General features: G+C 69.9%; 18 protein-coding genes. 6 read left to right on the top strand and 12 right to left on the bottom strand.

The genetic code is table 11. The annotated features are described in order from the left end of the window. The first annotated feature begins 3 nt into the window (after positions 1–3). Positions 4–186: a hypothetical protein gene (locus UAJ10_RS29580; RefSeq protein ID WP_322918988.1), complete on the top strand. Its 183-nt coding sequence runs from the start codon at positions 4–6 to the stop codon at positions 184–186. Further along, positions 183–434 carry a type II toxin-antitoxin system RelE/ParE family toxin gene (locus tag UAJ10_RS29575; protein WP_322918986.1) on the top strand — a complete coding sequence of 84 codons (252 nt, stop codon included), beginning with the start codon at positions 183–185 and terminating at the stop codon, positions 432–434. The genes UAJ10_RS29580 and UAJ10_RS29575 overlap by 4 nt, the downstream gene beginning before the upstream one ends. Positions 435–464: 30 nt before the next feature. Here the strand turns inward: UAJ10_RS29575 and UAJ10_RS29570 are convergent, their stop codons facing one another. Both UAJ10_RS29570 and UAJ10_RS29565 read right to left on the bottom strand, forming a co-directional pair. Then, positions 465–698 (bottom strand): hypothetical protein, encoded by a 234-nt coding sequence (locus UAJ10_RS29570; RefSeq protein WP_322918984.1) that lies wholly within the window; start codon positions 696–698, stop codon positions 465–467. A gap of 72 nt (positions 699–770) precedes the next feature. Continuing rightward, a complete protein-coding gene (locus UAJ10_RS29565; protein WP_322918982.1) occupies positions 771–1,586 on the bottom strand; it encodes an amidohydrolase family protein in 816 nt (271 codons plus the stop codon). Positions 1,587–1,655: 69 nt separating this feature from the next. Between UAJ10_RS29565 and UAJ10_RS29560 the strand changes: the two genes are divergently transcribed. After that, positions 1,656–2,063, top strand: a complete 408-nt coding sequence (locus UAJ10_RS29560) for a hypothetical protein (protein WP_322918980.1) — start codon at positions 1,656–1,658, stop codon at positions 2,061–2,063. 7 nt (positions 2,064–2,070) lie between these two features. On the opposite strand, the gene UAJ10_RS29555 is transcribed toward UAJ10_RS29560, so the two are convergent. The 6 genes from UAJ10_RS29555 to pseI all read right to left on the bottom strand — a co-directional run bounded on the left by UAJ10_RS29555 (position 2,071) and on the right by pseI (position 7,052). Further along, complete coding sequence (locus UAJ10_RS29555) at positions 2,071–3,615, bottom strand: amidohydrolase (protein ID WP_322918978.1); 1,545 nt, start codon at positions 3,613–3,615, stop codon at positions 2,071–2,073. Between the two features lie 269 nt (positions 3,616–3,884). Further along, the gene (locus tag UAJ10_RS29550; RefSeq protein WP_322918977.1) at positions 3,885–4,160 is read right to left on the bottom strand and encodes an acyl carrier protein; all 276 of its coding nucleotides are present in this window, start codon (positions 4,158–4,160) and stop codon (positions 3,885–3,887) included. After that, the gene (locus tag UAJ10_RS29545) at positions 4,157–4,993 is read right to left on the bottom strand and encodes an alpha/beta fold hydrolase (RefSeq protein WP_322918976.1); all 837 of its coding nucleotides are present in this window, start codon (positions 4,991–4,993) and stop codon (positions 4,157–4,159) included. The genes UAJ10_RS29550 and UAJ10_RS29545 overlap by 4 nt, the downstream gene beginning before the upstream one ends. 3 nt (positions 4,994–4,996) lie before the next feature. After that, positions 4,997–5,230 carry an acyl carrier protein gene (locus UAJ10_RS29540; protein ID WP_322918974.1) on the bottom strand — a complete coding sequence of 78 codons (234 nt, stop codon included), beginning with the start codon at positions 5,228–5,230 and terminating at the stop codon, positions 4,997–4,999. 14 nt (positions 5,231–5,244) lie between these two features. Further along, positions 5,245–6,003, bottom strand: coding sequence for a glycosyltransferase family protein (locus UAJ10_RS29535; RefSeq protein ID WP_322918973.1), 759 nt, complete (start codon positions 6,001–6,003; stop codon positions 5,245–5,247). After that, positions 6,000–7,052, bottom strand: a complete 1,053-nt coding sequence (pseI, locus tag UAJ10_RS29530; RefSeq protein WP_322918972.1) for a pseudaminic acid synthase — start codon at positions 7,050–7,052, stop codon at positions 6,000–6,002. Before pseI ends, UAJ10_RS29535 begins: the two co-directional genes overlap by 4 nt. Before the next feature lie 220 nt (positions 7,053–7,272). Between pseI and UAJ10_RS29525 the strand changes: the two genes are divergently transcribed. Both UAJ10_RS29525 and UAJ10_RS29520 read left to right on the top strand, forming a co-directional pair. Beyond that, on the top strand, positions 7,273–7,902 hold the full coding sequence (locus UAJ10_RS29525) for a hypothetical protein (RefSeq protein ID WP_322918970.1): 630 nt from the start codon (positions 7,273–7,275) through the stop codon (positions 7,900–7,902). A gap of 150 nt (positions 7,903–8,052) precedes the next feature. Beyond that, positions 8,053–8,850 (top strand): HEAT repeat domain-containing protein, encoded by a 798-nt coding sequence (locus UAJ10_RS29520; protein WP_322918969.1) that lies wholly within the window; start codon positions 8,053–8,055, stop codon positions 8,848–8,850. A gap of 25 nt (positions 8,851–8,875) precedes the next feature. Here the strand turns inward: UAJ10_RS29520 and UAJ10_RS29515 are convergent, their stop codons facing one another. The 3 genes from UAJ10_RS29515 to UAJ10_RS29505 form a co-directional block, all read right to left on the bottom strand. Continuing rightward, positions 8,876–9,871, bottom strand: a complete 996-nt coding sequence (locus tag UAJ10_RS29515; protein ID WP_322918967.1) for a KpsF/GutQ family sugar-phosphate isomerase — start codon at positions 9,869–9,871, stop codon at positions 8,876–8,878. Positions 9,872–10,045: 174 nt separating this feature from the next. Then, on the bottom strand, positions 10,046–12,127 hold the full coding sequence (locus UAJ10_RS29510) for an O-linked N-acetylglucosamine transferase, SPINDLY family protein (RefSeq protein WP_322918966.1): 2,082 nt from the start codon (positions 12,125–12,127) through the stop codon (positions 10,046–10,048). Beyond that, positions 12,124–13,602: a tetratricopeptide repeat protein gene (locus UAJ10_RS29505; RefSeq protein ID WP_322918964.1), complete on the bottom strand. Its 1,479-nt coding sequence runs from the start codon at positions 13,600–13,602 to the stop codon at positions 12,124–12,126. Before UAJ10_RS29505 ends, UAJ10_RS29510 begins: the two co-directional genes overlap by 4 nt. A gap of 107 nt (positions 13,603–13,709) precedes the next feature. On the opposite strand from UAJ10_RS29505, the gene UAJ10_RS29500 reads away from it, so the two are divergent. Beyond that, positions 13,710–14,828 (top strand): aromatic ring-hydroxylating oxygenase subunit alpha, encoded by a 1,119-nt coding sequence (locus UAJ10_RS29500; protein ID WP_322918963.1) that lies wholly within the window; start codon positions 13,710–13,712, stop codon positions 14,826–14,828. Between the two features lie 26 nt (positions 14,829–14,854). Here the strand turns inward: UAJ10_RS29500 and UAJ10_RS29495 are convergent, their stop codons facing one another. Further along, complete coding sequence (locus UAJ10_RS29495; protein ID WP_322918962.1) at positions 14,855–16,564, bottom strand: DUF885 domain-containing protein; 1,710 nt, start codon at positions 16,562–16,564, stop codon at positions 14,855–14,857. Between the last annotated feature and the right edge of the window lie 120 nt (positions 16,565–16,684).

Genomic DNA, 16,684 nt, shown 5'->3' with positions numbered 1-16,684 from the left:
CTCATGACTCAGCCCGCCTCCATTTTCGATATCGTGGACGAGGACGCCAAGCGTCGCGCCATCGAGGAGGCACGCGCGTCGGTTGCCAGGGGCAACGTCGTTGATCACGATGTCGTCGTGGAGTGGCTTGAGCAGTTGCTGGCGGGAAAAAAAGTTCACCCGCCCGCTGTCCCTGGGCAAACTTGAAGCGAATTCGCTGGTCCATTGACGCCTTGGGCGACGTCGACCGGCACGTCGCCTATATCGCCACTTTCAATCTTGTCGCCGCCGAACGGGTTTTGCGGGCGCTGCTGACCACGGCGAACAGTCTGCTCACCTTCCCGAACCGGGGCCGTCCGGGCAGCGTGCCCGGGACGCGGGAATTGCTCGTCTTTCCGCCCTACGTGATCATTTACGAAATCACGGATGATGAGGTGGTCATCCTGCGCGTCTAGCACGGGGCGCAGGATCGGGGCTGATCCCGCCTACCAGTGGCGATCCACCCAGATCCACGCCTCGATGAAGCCACCCAGCGCGGCCAGCAGCGCCACGGTCAGGCCCAGGCTGCGGGCGAATTCGCCGAACTCCCCCTGCTTGTGGGCGCTGCGCGCGGTCAGCAGCAGGTAGGCCGCCACCATGACGCCGATGATCACCCAGACGGAGACGCCGTGGATCCAGCCGCCGATGGTGTCGCTGAGGTCGTAGTACCAATCGGGCATGACGGCGGGGTCCGGAAACAAATGGGGCGGGACGCCCCATCGGAACGCCCCGCCCCCTTTAGACGATAATGCTCAGTTGCGATAGGCCGGCGGCAGGGCCGCGTCCGGCGTCTGGTAGCGATGGGCCAGATCCTGCGCCCGGCTGGTCAGGGGCGCCTCGGTCCCGCGGACGAAGACATGCTCCGCCACCGACAGGATTTCCAGGGGATCGCCCGACCACACCACCAGGTCGGCGTCGCGGCCGGGCTCGATCGTGCCCGCCCGGTCGTTGAAGCCGAAAACCTTGGCCGGGGTGGCGGTGATGGCCGCCAGCGCCGCCGGCCACGGCATGCCGTGGGCGACCGCGTTGCCGGCGTTGTAGCGCACCTGGCGGGCGTAGTGGCCGACATACGGCCCCTTGATCACCACGGTGGCGCCGGCCGCCTGCAGGATGGCCGCGTTCTCCAGCCGGGCGTTCAGGCTTTCGAAGTCGCGCGGCAGGTTGGCCAGGGGGTCGATCACCACGGGCACGCCCGAGGCCGCGATCTCCGGCGCCATCATCCAGCCTTCCTCCACCCCGTCCAGGATGAGCTTCAGCTTCAGCCGCTTGCCCAGTTCCAGGGTGCGGCGGATGTCGGCGACCCGGTGCACGCCCACCAGCAGGGGCATCTTGCCCTGGATGACGGGCAGCAGGGCCTCAAGGTCTTCCTTGCTCTGGCGATAGGGGCGGTGGGCGCCGTGCTCGTACCCCCCCTTGTTGGCGGCGTAGCTGGCCGCCTCCTCCAGGCTGGTCTCCAGCAGCTGCAGCACGCCGCCATGGCTGCCGCCCAGATGCTCCATGGCCTCGGTGCCCACGTCCACCACCAGCACGGCCCGGCGCTTGGTGACGCTGTCGGTGCCGCCGGACATGTCGACCACCGCCGCCTGGCCGGCGAACAGCTTTTCCCCTTCTTCTCGCCCCGGCCGGACAGCTCCGGCGTGACCAGCGCCCGGGTGACGCCCCCCACCCGGGCCACCGGCACCAGCATAGAGGCGGGGTTGATGCCCAGCGACACGTCGAAGGACGCCGACATCTCGGCCGTCGCCCCGGCGAAATCGTTGCTGGAGGCCTCGCCCTCCACCTCGCCGGCGCCCAGGCTGGTGTCGCTGGCCACCAGGCCGGGCGTCACGATATGGCCCTGGGCGTCGACGCGGCGGGCATCGGCGGGAATGGCGACCGACGCGCCCACCGCCTGGATGCGGCCGTCGCGGATAAGGATGGTGCCGGACGGAATCTCTCCCGCCGGGCCCATGGTTTCGATGCGGGCGTTGGTGATGGCCACCGTCTCGGCGCCGGCCGCGCCGGCCAGCAGGCTGAGCGTGGAGGCCGCCGCCATCAGGATGTGACGGGCGCTCATCGCGGCTGCTCCGTGCTGGTGGTCAAGACGGGGCGCCCGGGGCCGACGCCCTGGGGCCCGGGATGGGCGGGGCCGGTCTGGCCCAGTTCGAAATCGGACTTGGGCTGCACCGCCGGATCGTGGCGGTCGTAGACCAGGGCGCCGTCGATGAAGACCTGGTCGGCCGTGGCGTAGACGCTGAAGGGATCGGCGCTCCACAGCACCACGTCGCCCATCTTGCCGGTCTCCAGCGTGCCGGTCTTGTCCAGCACGCCGATGGACTTGGCGGGGTTGGCCGTCACCCACTTGATGGCCTCGGCCTCGTCGATCTGGATACCCATGCGCCGGCCGGCGGCCAGGGCGATGGTGGCCTCCTGCACCAGGTGCTGGGTCAGGATGTCGTCGTCGGAATGGATGACGGTGCAGACGCCGGCCTTCTGCAGCAGGGCGGCGTTCTCCTCGATGCCGTCGTAGGCTTCCATCTTGAAGCCCCACCATTCGCCCCAGGTGGCGACGCAGATGTCTTCCTTCTTCAGGATGTCGGCGATCTTGTAGGCCTCGGACCCATGGTGGAACATGGCGATGTGGAAGCCGAACTCATGCGAGATGTCGATCATCTGCGCCATCTCGTCGGCGCGGTAGCAGTGGTTCTGCACCAGGATGCTGCCGTCCAGCACGCCGGCCAGCGTGTCCATCTGCAGGTCGCGCTTGGGCGCGTCGGGCGCCTTGTCGCCCTTGCCGGCCTTGTAGTCGGCCAGCTTGCGGCGATAGTCGTCCCACTTGCGGCGGTATTCCTGGGCGTCGATCCAGGCCTTGCGATAGCCGAAGACGTTGCCCATGCGGGTGGCCGGGGTGCGGCCCTTGCTGCCGTAGACGCGTTTGGGGTTCTCACCGCAAGCCATCTTCAGGCCATAGGGCGCGCCGGGGAACTTCTTGTCCTGCACCGTGCGGCCGGGCACGTTCTTCAGGATGACGGCGCGGCCGCCGAACAGGTTGGCGGAACCGGGCAGGATTTCCAGCGTGGTGATGCCGCCCTCCAGCGCGCGGATGAAGCCTGGATCCTGCGGCCAGACGGAATGTTCGGCCCACACCTGCGCGGTGTTGGGGTCCGTCATCTCATTACCGTCGGAATTGGCCCAGACGCTGGGCGTGGCGTAGACGCCCAGGTGGCTGTGGGCGTCGATGATGCCCGGGGTCACGTACTTGCCATGGGCATCGATGACCTTGGCGCCGGCCGGCACCGGGATGTCCTTGCCCACCGCCGCGATCTTGCCGTCCATCAGCACCACGGTGCCGCCGTCGATGCGGGCGCCCGTGCCGGTGAAGACGGTGGCGCCCACCAGGGCCGTCGCCACGGACGGCAGGGGATGGTAGGTGCTGGGGAAGGGGTTCTTGTCATCGGCCGGATCCAGGCCGGCGTAGACCGGCTTGTCCTTGCCCTTGTCAGCCGAGCCCTTATCAGCCGAGGATACGGCCGGGCCGTCCTGGTGCGCGCTGGAGGCGCAAGCGCCGAGCAGCGCCAGTGCGGCCACCAGCGGGAGCACGCGATGGTGTCGTTTCATGGAAGTATCGTCTTCCCGTTCTGCCGGGTGCCCAGAAAGGCGCCCGCCCCGGCATGGGACCGCCGCCTTCGCCCCTGTTGATTGTTGTAACGCCCCAAGGGGTTAAGGCAGATCGCCTCAAAAAAGTGCGCTGCTTCAACCTTGTTGACGAGGCTAACAGAGGCCAGGGCGTCTGGAAACGGCGCGATACAGATCCGTTACAAATCGGATGCATTATAAATTCCGCGGCCCTCGGTCACCGGGCGGCCGCATCCGCATGAGGCCCAGCCTTATGCCGCCGGGGTCTCCAGATACAGCGCCGCCAGTTCGCCGGCGGTGGTGAACTGGCGGAAGCCGGCACGGAAGGGATCCGTGCCGGTCAGCTGCTCCAGCGCCACCAGCAGGGTGGCGAGGTCCAGGCTGTCGAAGGGCAGCCCGCCGTCCAGGAACCGCGTCTCCGGCCCGAAGGACCCCGTCCAGGCCTCGCCCTTGTCAGCCAGGATCTTCAGGACCTCGTTATGGATCAGCGCCAGCATGGCGCCCTCGTTCAGTCCGATCGTGCTCATGCGTGGAACTCCGTCAGCAGGGCGTTGACCCGCGTGGCCGCCTGGGCCTGGGGCATGTGGCCGACGCCGGGCAGTCGATGCAGGGTGATATGGGATGGGATGGCGCCGACTTCCGGGGGCGGCACGATGTCATCGGCCTCGCCCCAGATCAGCTGCAGCGGCGGCAGCGGTTGGGTCCAGTCGAAATGCCGCGGGGCGGCGTCGATGTCAGCCACCAGCCGGTCCAACAGCCGGGTCAGCGGCCCGCGCGCCGCGGGATCAGCCAGGCGGGACAGGAAGGCGCGGGCCAGCACGTCGCGGTTGGGCGGGGCCCCCGCGAACAGCCGGTCGATCAGGACGCGGGCCTGGTCCAGGGTCTCGAGCGTGCACAGCGCGTGCAGGAAGGCGGCGTCCACCCGGCTTCCCAGCCCGGCGCAGGCGATCAGGCTCATACGGCGCAGCCGGTCCGGATGGCGTTCGGCCAGCAGCAGGCTGACCCTGCCGCCCATGGAATGGCCGATGATGTCAGCCTTATCCACGTCGGCGGCGTCCATCAACCGCACCACCCAGTCGGCGACACCGCCCAGGCCGGACGGCACGTCGAGGGTGGACGCGCCATGGCCCGGCAGATCCACGGCCAGCACCCGGCGGCCGGGCGAACCCGGCGCACCCTTCACCAGCGCCTGGATGTTGAATTGCCAGGACAGCGCGTCACCGCCGAAACCGTGAATCATCACCAGTGGCGCGGTGCCGGTTTCCTTCGGCCCCCGGTCGACGGCGGCACCGGGGCCGCCGGCGAAGCGCAGCACCCGGCGGCCGGCCAGCAACCGTTCCGGCTCAGCTCCCGAACCCACCGGTCAGGCCGTGACGTGATCCGACACCAGGGCCAGCAGGTCGTCCACCGTCTTGGCCTTGGCCAGATCCTCGCCCGCTACCACGATGTTGAATTTCTCGTCCACCAGGGCGATGAAGCTGATGACCGCCAGGCTGTCCCAGCTGTCGATCCCATCCAGCGTTTCGCCGCCCGTCAGGGTGCCGGGGTCCAGCTCCAGCATCTCATCCAGCGCCGCCAGGAATTCGTTCCGGTTCATCTCTTCTTTTCCTCTCAAGCCAGGGTCTTCTGCACCACGTCGCGGTTCAGCAGCACCCAATCGGGGTGCCGGCGCAGCACGTCCAGACAATCCGTCCAGGTGAAGTGCGGCTTGGCCGGCAACAGGGTTTCAAGCAAACGGCGGACCAGTTGGAAATCCTCCACCGTGTCCACGCACCAGCGCTGTGGCCCCATCTCCACCGGCGCCGGCCCCGTAGGGGGCAGGGAGCCCAGGCGGAAACGGTCCGGCCGGCGGTAGATGAAGGGCGTCACATGCTCACGCTCGAACGGTTCCCTTGCCTCTTGCCACGCCGCCTGCAAGGCCGTCATTGATATGGCTTCGGCATCCAGGCCGCGCGGGTAGTAGCCGATGTCGACGGAGGCATGGTCCAGCGGCGGGTCCGCCGCCAGGAAAAGGGTCAGCAGCCGGTCAATCAGGCCGGGGTCGATCAGGGGGCAGTCGCCCGTCACCCGCACCGCCACGTCGGCATGATGGGCAAGGGCGGCCCGGCAAAAACGATCCAGCACGTCATGCTCGCTGCCCCGGAAGCAGGCGATGCCCAGGGCGCGGCATTGGTCGGCGATGGCGTCGTCGGCCGCGCGATCGCTGGTGGCCACCACCACCTCATCCACCAGGGTGGCGCGCCGCAAGCGCTCGACCTGATGGGCCAGCAGCGACTTGCCCGCCACGGTCAGCAGCACCTTGCCCGGCAGGCGGGTGGAGCCCATGCGCGCCTGGGTGATGCAGACGACCCGGGGTTTTGGCGTCGTCACGACTGGACCATGCCCCAATCCAGGGGCTGGCCGGCATCGATATCGCGGGTGGCACGGGCGCCCAGCACCTGGTCCAGATGCTTGGGCGGCAGGCCCAGGCCGGGGCGGACGGAGCGGACGTTGGCCGGCGTGAACGCCTCCCCCGCCTTCACCGGCGCCGAGACGTAGAGTGAGCGGCGGAAGGATCGCCCGCCCGCCTCGGACGGCTTCACGGCATAGCCGACCTGGCCCAGCGCCGCGTGCGCCACGCGGCAGGCGTCGACCATGGCCTTGAACTCCGCGGGCTCCAGCGAGAAGGAGGCGTCGACGCCGCCCTCGGCCCGCGACAGGGTCAGGTGCTTTTCAATGACCACGGCGCCCAGGGCCACCGCCGTCACCGGCACGGCGATGCCGTGGGTGTGGTCGGACAGCCCGGTGGGCACGCCGAAGGCCTGGGCCAGGTGCGGGATGGTGCGCAGGTCGCATTCCTCGGGCGGGGTGGGGTAGCCACTGGTGCAATGGAGCAGCACGGGATCGGCCGTGCCGGTGGGGGCGGCGTCACGCGCCGCCGTCACCGCGTCGTCGATCTCGCCCAGAGTGGCCATGCCGGTGGAAATGATCAGCGGCTTGCCCTTGGCGGCGGCGTAGCGGATCAGGGGCAAATCCACGATCTCGTACGACGCGATCTTGAAAGCCGGCGCGCCCAGCCGGTCCAGGAGGTCCACCGCCGTGGGATCGAAGGGCGAGCTGAAGAGGGTGATGCCGATATTGGCGGCGTGGGCGAACAGCTGGGGATGCCAGGCCCAGGGGGTGTGCGCCTCCTCATATAATTCATGCAGGCTGCGACCATCCCAGGGGCCACCATGGATCTGGAACTCCGGCCGGTCGGATTTCAGGGTGATGGTGTCGGCCGTGTAGGTCTGCAGCTTCACCGCGTCCGCGCCCGCCGCCTTGGCGGCGTCGATCAAACGGATGGCGCGCTCGATCTCCCCCTTATGGTTGCCGGACATCTCGGCGATGAGATACGGCGCCTGGCCGGGGCGGAAGGTGAGGCGGGCGGGATCGGACATGGCGCAGACCCTTGGGCGGAGGCGGATTGCTCACAATGCTGTCGCCCTTGATAGCACCTTGCGGGGGGCCGCTGGAATGGCGCTGCGGGGCGGACGGATGGCCTTCACCAGGCACATCAGTCGGCCAAGGCGTCATCGACACCAAAGAAGTTGCTTATCGCGCAACATTACTCATGCTAAGTTGTGAACCTCGGCGCGAAACACCCCAAGGGGCGAGGTCATGGCGGCGGAGCATACGGGTTTTGAAGGCGAAAGCGCCGGCGCGCGCAACCTGATCAGCGGGAAGCCGCGCCACTGGCCCTATCGGCTGGCTGGGGAGTTGCTGCGCCTTCGGGCCGAGGGGCTGCGGCGACGGTGGGCCAAGGGCGCCCGTGGACGGACACCCGAGGGGGCGTCCATGGTGGATGAAGCCTTGCTGATGGAATTGGGGACGGCGATCACGGACGTGACGCACGCGCTGAACACCCAATTGGCCGCGAGTTGGCGATCCCCCAACGATCCGGCCACGCCCGGCACCATCCAGGCGGCCTGCGACGCCGTGACCGCCGCCGCCTTCACCGCCATCGCCTGGGGCGAAAAGGTGCGCGCCCTGCCGCCCTCACCGCTCACGGACGCGGTCCGCCCGCTGCTGCTGGAGCAGGTGGACCATTTTCTGGCCGAGTTCGAAGCCATACCCAAGCGGTTCTCGGGCCTGGCCCTGGCGCTGACCTTCGGGGGCCCCTTGCGCCTGCGCATCACCTTCACATCACCCCCGGGGTGGAAGCGGCGGTTCAAGGCCGCCATGCGGCGCGCGCGATCCCTCATCGTGCAGGAGGCCCTGGCCGAGATGCGCGCGCGGCGGTCCGCCTGAACGGGTTCCATTTCCAGACGTACAGGGTTGGCCGTACGGGCTTGCCAGCCCGCGCCCTTGATTGCACCCTGGTCTGGATGGATTGGCCCGGACGGGCTTGGATGGGTTGACCCGGATGGATTGGAACGACACGTCGAGGTCGAGGCCGCAATGCCGTCAACATCCCTGGAAACCAGTCCAAGCGACCTTCCCTCCATCGACCACCTGATCGAGGCGGCGGTGGCGGAGATGCGGCGCGACGACGACCGCACACCAGCCCTGGTGGTCCTGCAGGGCATGGGCACGCCGGAGGGGCTGGCCCGCATGCTGGACCTCAGCCGCTCTGCCGAACCGATGCGGCGGCGCCTGGCCGCCGTGGTCCTGGGGCAGATGCATGGCCCCGGCCAGCGCAGTGACGAGCGCGCCTTCCCGGAGCCGGCGTGCGACGCCCTACTGCGCCTGCTGGACGATGAGGATACCAGCGTCATGGTCGACGCCGCCTTCGCCCTGGGCCACCTGGGCAACCGGCGCTGCGACCCGGCACTGGCCGCCCGCCGTCACCACGAGGACCCGCACGTCCGCTATGCCATCGCCTTCGCGCTGTGCGGCAGCACCACGCCCGTGGCGGTGGAGGCCCTGCTGGCGCTGATGGACGATCCTTATGACCAGGTCAGGGATTGGGCAACCACCGGCATCGGGCAGTGCACAGGGGTGGACGGCCCCGTCATCCGCGCCGCCCTGCTGCGCCGGGTGGATGACGAGGATGTGTTCACCCAGGTGGAGGCGATGCACGGTCTGGCGCGGCGGGGGGACGCGCGGGTGCTGCCGCCCCTGATCCGCGCCCTGGGCCATGAGCACCTGATGCCGCACCTGTTCGTCGATGCCGCCTTCACCTACCTGGGGCTGGAGGAAGATGCGGACATCGATGAGGCGGAGCTGATGGTCCGCCTGAAAGCGCGGTTGGCCTGAAAGCGCGGTTGGAAGGCGGGACGTCTTAGCCGGTCGTACGCGCCACGTCCAGGCCGGCCAGGTCGTGCATGCGCAGCAGCCCCAGCACCTTGTTGTCCGCGTCCACCACCGGCAGGACGTAGACCTGCGAGGGGCTTTCCATCTGGGCCAGGGCCGCCATGGCGGTGGTGCCGCTGCGGCAGGTGCGGGGCTTGGGCGTCATCAGGGCGCGGGTGTCGCGGTCCAGCAGATCCTTGCCCACGCGGCCCAGGCCGCGACGAATGTCGCCGTCGGTGATGAGGCCCAGCAGCCGGTCGTCGGCATCCACCACCAAGGCGGCGCCGGCGGGGTGGCGGGTCATCTCCAGCAGGGTTTCCAGGATGGGCCGGTCGGGGCCCACCAGGGCCACGTGATCCGGCGCCTTGGCCATCAGGTCATCGACATAGGCGCCCAGCACCACGCCCAGGGTGCCACCGGGATGGTTGCGGCCGAAATCCTTGGCGGTGAACCCCTTCTCCGTCGCCACCGCCACCACCAGGGCGTCGGCGAAGGCCAGCATGGCGGTGGTGCTGGCCGTGGGCAGCTTGGTGTCCGTCGCCTCGGATTCCACATGGACCTTCAGCGTCCAGTCGGCCATGCGCGACAGGGTGGAGGGCACGCGCCCCACCATGGCCGCCACCTTAACGCCACGCGGCTGCGCCGCCTTGGCCACGTCCACCAGTTCCTGGGTCTGGCCGCTGTTGGACAGCAGGATCAGCAGGTCGCCCTCGCGCAGCAGGCCCAGCTCGCCATGCAGGCTGTCGATGGCGCTGTAATAGAAGGCGCGGGCGCCGATGCTGGCCAGCTTGCTGGCGAACTGCCGGGCCACCAGGCCCGACTTGCCGATACCGGCCACCAGCGTGTTGCCGTGTTCACCGCAGATATGCTCGACGACGTTCAGGAAGTCGCCGTCCAGCGCCTCCACCTGATGCAGGACGGCGTTGGCCTCGATGCGCAACAGATCGGAAGCGGCGGCGAGAACGGCGGCGCGGTCGATGGTCATGCGGACGGTATCCATTCCCTTGAGAAGGCCGGCGCCGGGGCCCCGGCGAAATTGGGCACGGCAAAATTGGGCAAGGGTGTAACGCAAAGTCCGAGAACCCACCACGCGCCAGATCACACCGGCAGCCGTGTGTTACGGGTATGGTGGGTATTTGGCGCGCCAGGCGAGGAACACCTACGCCACATCGAACCCCAGGGGCGGCAGACGATCCCGCGCCCGCGCCGCCATCTGGGCGTACGCCCTTTCCAGCCGGCGGCAAAAGGCGCCGGTGTCGAAGGGGCCGCCGGGCAGCGCGCGTGCCGTGGCCAAGCGGGCGCGTACGTCGCCCAAGCGCACCGGATCCCGGGCCAATTCCAAGGCCGCGGCCTCGTACGCCGGTAGGTCGTACGTCACCAGCTCGGGCAGGCCCAAAGCCATCAGCAGGCTGGCCGCCACCCGGGAAATGAAGGGCCCGCCCGCCCGCGTCAGGACCGGCAGGCCGGCATAAAGCGCGTCGGCCGCCGTGGTATGGGCGTTCACTGGATGGGTGTCCAGGAACAGGTCGGCGCAGGCGTGGCGGGCCAGATGGTCGGCCATGCGCGCCTTGGGCAGGGCCGGCGCCACCACCAGCCGGCCGGGATCGACACCCTGGCTTGCCAGCGTCGCCTGCAATGCAATCACGGCGGGGCCTGGATCCAGCAACCACAGCACCGATCCAGGAACCTGGGCCAGCAACCGGGCCCAGCAAGCCACCACCTCGGGCGTCAGTTTGTAGGCGGCGTTGAAGCAGGCGAAGACGACGCCCTCGGCCGGCAAGCCCCAATCCGCCCGCGATGTGGGCGGACCGATGGGGCGCGCCCCATCGTTGGCCTGGTAGCAACCGGGCAGGCGCACCACCGCCTCATCCCAGAAGTGCGCCCGCTCCGGCGGCAGCACCGCGGCGTCGGCCAGCACATAATCGATGCCTGCCCCCCGGCCCAGCGTCCCGGGATAGCCCAGGTACTGCACCTGAACCGGGGCGGGGCGCAACTGGGCGATGCCGGGCCTCCCGCCCTCGGTGTAGCCCTTGAGGTCGACCAGGATATCAACGCCAGCGGCCCGGATGGCCTGCGCCGCCGCCCGGTCATCCAGGCCGCGCAGATCGACGAAGCGATCGGCCCCGGCCCGCAGCCGCCCCCGCATGGCGCTGCCGTCGTCGGGCCCATAGGAGAAGGCGGTGACCGTCACCGCCGCGCGATCGTGCCGTTCCAGCACCCCGGCCATCAGATAGGCGGTGGGGTGCTGGTGCCAATCGGCGGACAGGTAGCCGACGCGCAAGGGCCGCCCGGCGGGGCCCAGGCTGGCCGGCGGCAGGGGCGGGCCGGCGGTGCGCGCCACGGCCGCCGCGTGCAGGCGGGCCGCCCGCTGGTGCCAAGCCTCGTCCACATCCAGGCACAGCACGGCGAAGGGCGGGGCGCTGTCGTCGCCCGCCTGCAGCGCGGCCAGCAGGTCGGGCGTCCGCGCCGCGACGTCGGCCCAGCGGCAGAGGCGGGCGTCGAGGTGCACCAGATGGGCCAGGGCGCCCGCCCGCCGGCTGGTGCCCCGGTCCAGCGCCGCCCACAGGCAGGGCCGCGCCTCCACATCGCGGTGCCGCCGCTGCAGGAGCGTGCCCAGGTTCAGCCAGGCATCGGCCATGTCCGGCCGCTGGACCGTCAGCGCCCGGTATTCCGTCTCCGCCGCGTCCAGTCGGCCCTGGTCTTCCAGGACGGAGGCCAGGTTGAAGCGGGCGATCGCCTGGGCGGGATCGGCCTGGACGGCGGCGCGCAGGACGCCTTCGGCCTCCACCAGGCGGCCCAGGCGGTGCAAGGCCACGCCCTGGTTGGCGCGGGCCGCACCGTGCGCGGGATCCAGCGCCACCGCCCGCTCCAGCGACGCCACCGCGTCGCCCGGGCGATTCAGGTTCAGCAACAGGGTGCCCAGGGCGAAGGCGGCGCCGGCGTGGCAGTCGTCGCGCGCCAAGGCGGCGCGAAATGCGGCCTCCGCCGCCGGCATGCGGCCCAGCGCCGCGCGCAAGCGGCCCAGGTTGGTCAGGATTTCCGCATCCGGCCGCAGGGCGGCGGCGCGGGCCACCAACCCCTCGCCCGTCGCCGGATCCCCTTGCTGGCCGCGCAGCACGCCCAGCAGGTGCAGGGCGTCCGGCTGATGTGGTTCGGCCGCCAGCACCTGGGCGTAAAGGTCGGCCGCCTGGTCCAGGGCGCCCGCCTGGTGGCGGGCCACCGCCTGATGCAGCGGCGTCATGGCGGCGGGGTGGCCAGCCAGGCGCCCAACCGGGCGGTCAGGCGTGACAGCGGCGCGCGCCAGTCGCCCATCTCCTCCTGCCGCAACTGCGCCAGGCCGGGGTACCAGACGCTGTCCACCCGCCCCTTCTGCCAGCGCCAGCAACCGTCATAGCGGTTCAGCAGCCAGACGGGGCGGCCCAGCGCGCCGGCCAAGTGGGCGACCGAGGTGTCGACGGTGATCACCAGGTCCAGGTTGGCCACCAGGGCGGCGGTGTCGGCGTAATCCGCCAGCCCCGCCGTCCAGTCGACCAGGGTCAAGGCGCCGGGCGCGGCGGGGCCGCCCTTCTGCAGGCTGACGAAGGCGACCCGGTCGTGGAAACGCTCCAAGGGGGCCAACAGCGCCGGATCGAGGCTGCGCCGCGCGTCGACCGGATTGCCCGGCGCCCCCGCCCAGCACAGGCCCACCGTCCGCCGGCCCGCCGCGACGTCGTTCAGGCGCGCGCGGACCGCCGCCGCCTGGGCCGGATCCGGCGTGAGGTAAGGCCCGGCCGTCGCCAGATCCGCCGCGCTGGTCAAACCCAGACGGCCCGGCAGGCTGAGCAAGGGGCAGTAAACGTCATAGGTGGGCAGCCCGGGATCCGCCGTCGACACCACCTGGGCAACGCCGGGCGCCGTGGCCAGCAGGCGCACCAGTTCCGGCTGGCAGGCCAGCACCACCCGGGCGCCCCGGGCGGCCAGGGGGGCGATGAAACGCGCGAATTGCAGGCTGTCGCCCCGTCCCTGTTCACTGTGCACCAGGATGGTGCGACCGGCGGGGTCGGCGCCATCCCATTCCAGCCCATGCGGGCGGGCCAGGACATGGCCGGCACGGCCCCGCCGCGCCTCGAACTGGGGCCAGCCGGCGGCGTAGTCACCCGCCATCAGCAGGGCCACCGCCAAATCCCAGCGCGCCTCCCCACCCCGTTCGCCCAGGGGTTGGCCGGGCGCGGAGGCCGTCACCTCCACCGCGCGGCGCAGCAGGCCCAGGGCGCGGGGCAACTGGCCCCGGTCGGTCAGGGCCACGCCCAGGTTGATCAGGGTGACGGCATGGTCGGGCGCCAAGGGCAGTGCCCGTTCCAGGCACGCGATGGCGGCGGCCAGCCGGCCGGTGGCGTGCAGCACGCCGCCCAGGTTGGCCATCGCGTCGACATGACCAGGATCAATGGCAAGCGCCTGGCGATAGGCTTCTTCTGCCAGATCGAATCGGCCCTGCGCCTTCAGCGCCGTGCCCAGGTTGCTGCGATAGGTGGGATTGTCCGGCACGATGGCCGCCGCCAGCATCATGCTTTCGGTGGCGCCGTCCAGGTCACCCAGCTGGATGCGGGCCAGGCCCAGCAGATGCAGGGCCCCGTGGTTGCGCGGCTCGACGTCGAGGATGCGGCCATAGAGGGTCACCGCCGCGTCCAGCCGACCGGCGACGTGATGCTCATAGGCAGCGGAGAGGGCTTCGGTCACACTGGCCATGCCGCCAGAATGGGGGTTGCCGGGCGGCGGGACAAGACCGGGTTGCAATTGGGCCGGTTCGACTTGGAAAAGAGATTTGGGGCAAAGGGATTCAGGGCATGACGGACAGGTTGGACGCGATGCGGGCGGCGGTGGGGCCGGAGGATTATGGCGCCGCCACCGCCGCGGCGGAGAGCCGGGCCCTGTTCGCCCGCCTCTGGCACTTCGTCGGCTTCGATGACGAGCTGACGGCGCCCGACGGTTATCTGGTGCGCACCATCGCCGGCGTGCCGGTGGTGGTGCAGCGGTTCGATGACGACATCCGCGCCTTCCGCGACGTCTGTTCCCACCGCCACGCCCGCCTGCACATGGCGGAGCGCGGCCACGGTCCCCTGCGTTGCCCCTACCACGGCTGGACCTACGGCCGGGAGGGCGTGCCGGTGGGCATACCGGGCAACGACCCCTGCTTCCAACTGGACAAGGCGGACAAGACCGCGCTGGCGCTGACCCGGTACGAGGTGGCGCGGCGCGGGCGCTTCGTCTTCGTGCGCCTCATTCCAGGCGGGCCCGACCTCGACACGTGGCTGGGTCCGCTGGGCGTCTGGCTGGACGCCGTGTCCGACGGCTTCGCCGCGCCCTTCGACCAAGCGCCGCTGGACTGGCGGGCGGACTGGAAAGTGGGCATGGAAAACGTGCTGGAGGTCTATCACGTCGACAGCGTGCATCCGGAAACCTTCCGCACGGTGACGGAAGGGACCTGGACGTGCGCCGAGCACGGCCCCCACAGCACCGGCACCATCGGCCTGACCGCCGAAACCCGCCGCTGGTGGGAGGGGGTGGCCAAGCGGTTGAAGCTGACGCCGCTGACAACCTTCACCGACTATGACCACGCCATCATCTTCCCCAACCTTGCCATCGGCCTGACCGCCGGCCTGATGGCCAGCGTACAGACGTACGAGCCGGTGTATGCGCCGGATGGCACGGTGCGGCCGGGCCGCTGCCATCTGCGCTACCGCCTGTCGCTGGCGCGGCAGCAACCGGGCGCCAGCGCCGCCGCCCGGCAGGGCGTGGAAGGGCATCTGGCCGACTTCAACCGCCGCCTGCTGGCGGAGGACCAGTCGGTGGCGGAGGCCGCCTGGGCCGGCAGCCAACAGGCCGATCGCCCCGCCCTGCTGGGTCACAACGAGGGACGCATCCGCGCCTTCCACACCGCGTGGCTTAAGGAAATGGGCCGTTAGAATTTTCCACCTGGAGCGGTCGCGCTTTAGCGCTGCGCCGCGATCCAGCCGTTCACCTGGTCCTCCAGCAGATCCAGCGGCAGGGAGCCTGAAAGCAACACGGCATCGTGGAAGGCCCGCTCATTGAAGCGGTCGCCCAGCCTGTCCTGCGCCCGCTGGCGTAGTTCCAGCAGTTTCAGCTCACCGACCTTGTAGGCCAGCGCCTGCCCCGGCCAGCCGATGTAGCGCCGCAGCTCCGTCTCGATGTTGTGCGGGGCCAGGGCGGTGTTGTCGGTGAAGCAGGCGCGGGCCTGGTCCAGGGTCCAGTGCTTCCAGTGGATGCCGGTGTCGGCCACCAGGCGGCAGGCCCGCCACATGTCGAAGGACAGGCGCCCGAACCGCTCATAATCATCGCGGTAGATGCCCATCTCTTCTCCCAATTGCTCGGAGTAGAGGCCCCATCCCTCGCCATAGGCGTTGATGTAGGCGCGGCGGCGGAAGGGCGGCAAATCCTCCAGCTCCGCCGCTAGCGCGGTTTGCAGGTGATGGCCGGGGACCGCCTCATGCAGGGCCAGGGCCGGCAGTTCATACAGGGGGCGCTGGTCCAACTTGCCGGTGTTGACCATGAAGCCGCCGGCGACGCCCTTGGCGGCGTCGCCGGGGAAGTAACGGCCCGTGGTGTACGTGTCCTCGATATCCCGCGGCACCTCGCGTACGCCATAGGTCAGGCGCGGCAGCCGCCCGAAATGGGCGGGCAACTGGTCGTCGATGCGCTTCGCGATTTCCGACGCCTTCTCCAACAGCGCCTGGCGCGTGGTGACGTAGAAGCGCGGGTCGTTGCGCAGGAAGGCGAGGAAATCCGCGAAACCGCCGGTGAAGCCGGTGCGGCGGATCAACGCCTCCATCTCCCCCCGGATGCGTGCCACTTCTTTCAGGCCGATCTCGTGCACGGCGTCCGGCGTCAGGCTGGTGGTGGTGTGGTGACGGACGGCCCAGGTGTAATAGGCCTCGCCACCGGGCAGGTCGCGCGCCGCAAGGCTTTCCGGGGCCGCCGGGCGGTATTCCTGTTCCAGGAAGGTGACAAAGGCGCGTTGGGCGGGACGCACCGTACCGGCCAGCACCTGGCGCGCCCGCGCCCGCCATTCCGCCATCGCGGCCGCGTCGTCCCCACCGGCGAAGGGTGACAGCAGGCCGTCCTCGTCCAAGGGGATGTCCGCCTGCTTGCGGGCGATCTCCAGCACCGCGTCCACGATCACCCTCGGCTGGACGAACCCCGTGGCGATGCCGCGCCGGGCATTGGCGATGTTGGCGGCGTAATAGTCGGGCGCGGCCTGCAGGCAGGCCAACCAGGCGTCGGCCTCCGCCTTGGTGCGCACATGGGTGCGGTTGGCGGTGTAGGTCAGGGTGGCGTAGAAGCCGCTGTCACTGTTGAAGGGCATGCGGTCCTGGTCGAAGGCCATGCCGGCCAGCCGATCCTCCGCATCCCAGCGCATGAAGCGGTAGGTCAGGCGGTCGGCTGGCGCCAAGCCCGCGGGATCGACCGCATCCAGGCGGTGGACGAAGGCCGCCAGGTGATTCCGCCGATCGGCCGCCGCCTTGGGGCTGACATCCGGCAGGCAGCGCCCGTCCTCTTTTCCGCCCTGAAGCAGGGCGTCGTAGTCAGCGACCAGGGGTGCCAGGGATGGCGGGCCCGCTTCAGCCGCCGGCGGCGCCAGCAACGCCATCGAAATCAGAAGGAAAATCGCCGCCTTGCCCATACCGTCTTCCTTTCGCTTCCTGGCAGGAGAGGCGAAGGGGCCGCGAGGGGCAAGCCTGACGATAGATATGGAAGGATTAATCGGTGCGCCGGCAGCCCATATGGCCACTGGCGCAGGCGC

The sequence above is a fragment of the Nitrospirillum guaranorum genome, from assembly GCF_034653275.1.
GTDB lineage: Bacteria > Pseudomonadota > Alphaproteobacteria > Azospirillales > Azospirillaceae > Nitrospirillum.
The sequence above is the reverse complement of the archived record's forward strand: the minus strand, read 5'-3'. Positions and strand labels throughout refer to the sequence as shown.

Bases quoted from the DNA above. Each gene is read 5' to 3' on its own strand.
- UAJ10_RS29520 (WP_322918969.1), top strand. From the start codon at position 8,053: ATGCCGTCAACATCCCTGGAAACCAGTCCAAGCGACCTTCCCTCCATC.
- UAJ10_RS29500 (WP_322918963.1), top strand. From the start codon at position 13,710: ATGACGGACAGGTTGGACGCGATGCGGGCGGCGGTGGGGCCGGAGGAT.
- UAJ10_RS29495 (WP_322918962.1), bottom strand. From the start codon at position 16,564: ATGGGCAAGGCGGCGATTTTCCTTCTGATTTCGATGGCGTTGCTGGCG.
- pseI (WP_322918972.1), bottom strand. From the start codon at position 7,052: ATGTCCGATCCCGCCCGCCTCACCTTCCGCCCCGGCCAGGCGCCGTAT.
- UAJ10_RS29510 (WP_322918966.1), bottom strand. From the start codon at position 12,127: ATGACGCCGCTGCATCAGGCGGTGGCCCGCCACCAGGCGGGCGCCCTG.
- UAJ10_RS29515 (WP_322918967.1), bottom strand. From the start codon at position 9,871: ATGACCATCGACCGCGCCGCCGTTCTCGCCGCCGCTTCCGATCTGTTG.
- UAJ10_RS29540 (WP_322918974.1), bottom strand. From the start codon at position 5,230: ATGAACCGGAACGAATTCCTGGCGGCGCTGGATGAGATGCTGGAGCTG.
- UAJ10_RS29580 (WP_322918988.1), top strand. From the start codon at position 4: ATGACTCAGCCCGCCTCCATTTTCGATATCGTGGACGAGGACGCCAAG.
- UAJ10_RS29570 (WP_322918984.1), bottom strand. From the start codon at position 698: ATGCCCGATTGGTACTACGACCTCAGCGACACCATCGGCGGCTGGATC.
- UAJ10_RS29550 (WP_322918977.1), bottom strand. From the start codon at position 4,160: ATGAGCACGATCGGACTGAACGAGGGCGCCATGCTGGCGCTGATCCAT.
- UAJ10_RS29565 (WP_322918982.1), bottom strand. From the start codon at position 1,586: ATGTCCGGCGGCACCGACAGCGTCACCAAGCGCCGGGCCGTGCTGGTG.
- UAJ10_RS29555 (WP_322918978.1), bottom strand. From the start codon at position 3,615: ATGAAACGACACCATCGCGTGCTCCCGCTGGTGGCCGCACTGGCGCTG.
- UAJ10_RS29525 (WP_322918970.1), top strand. From the start codon at position 7,273: ATGGCGGCGGAGCATACGGGTTTTGAAGGCGAAAGCGCCGGCGCGCGC.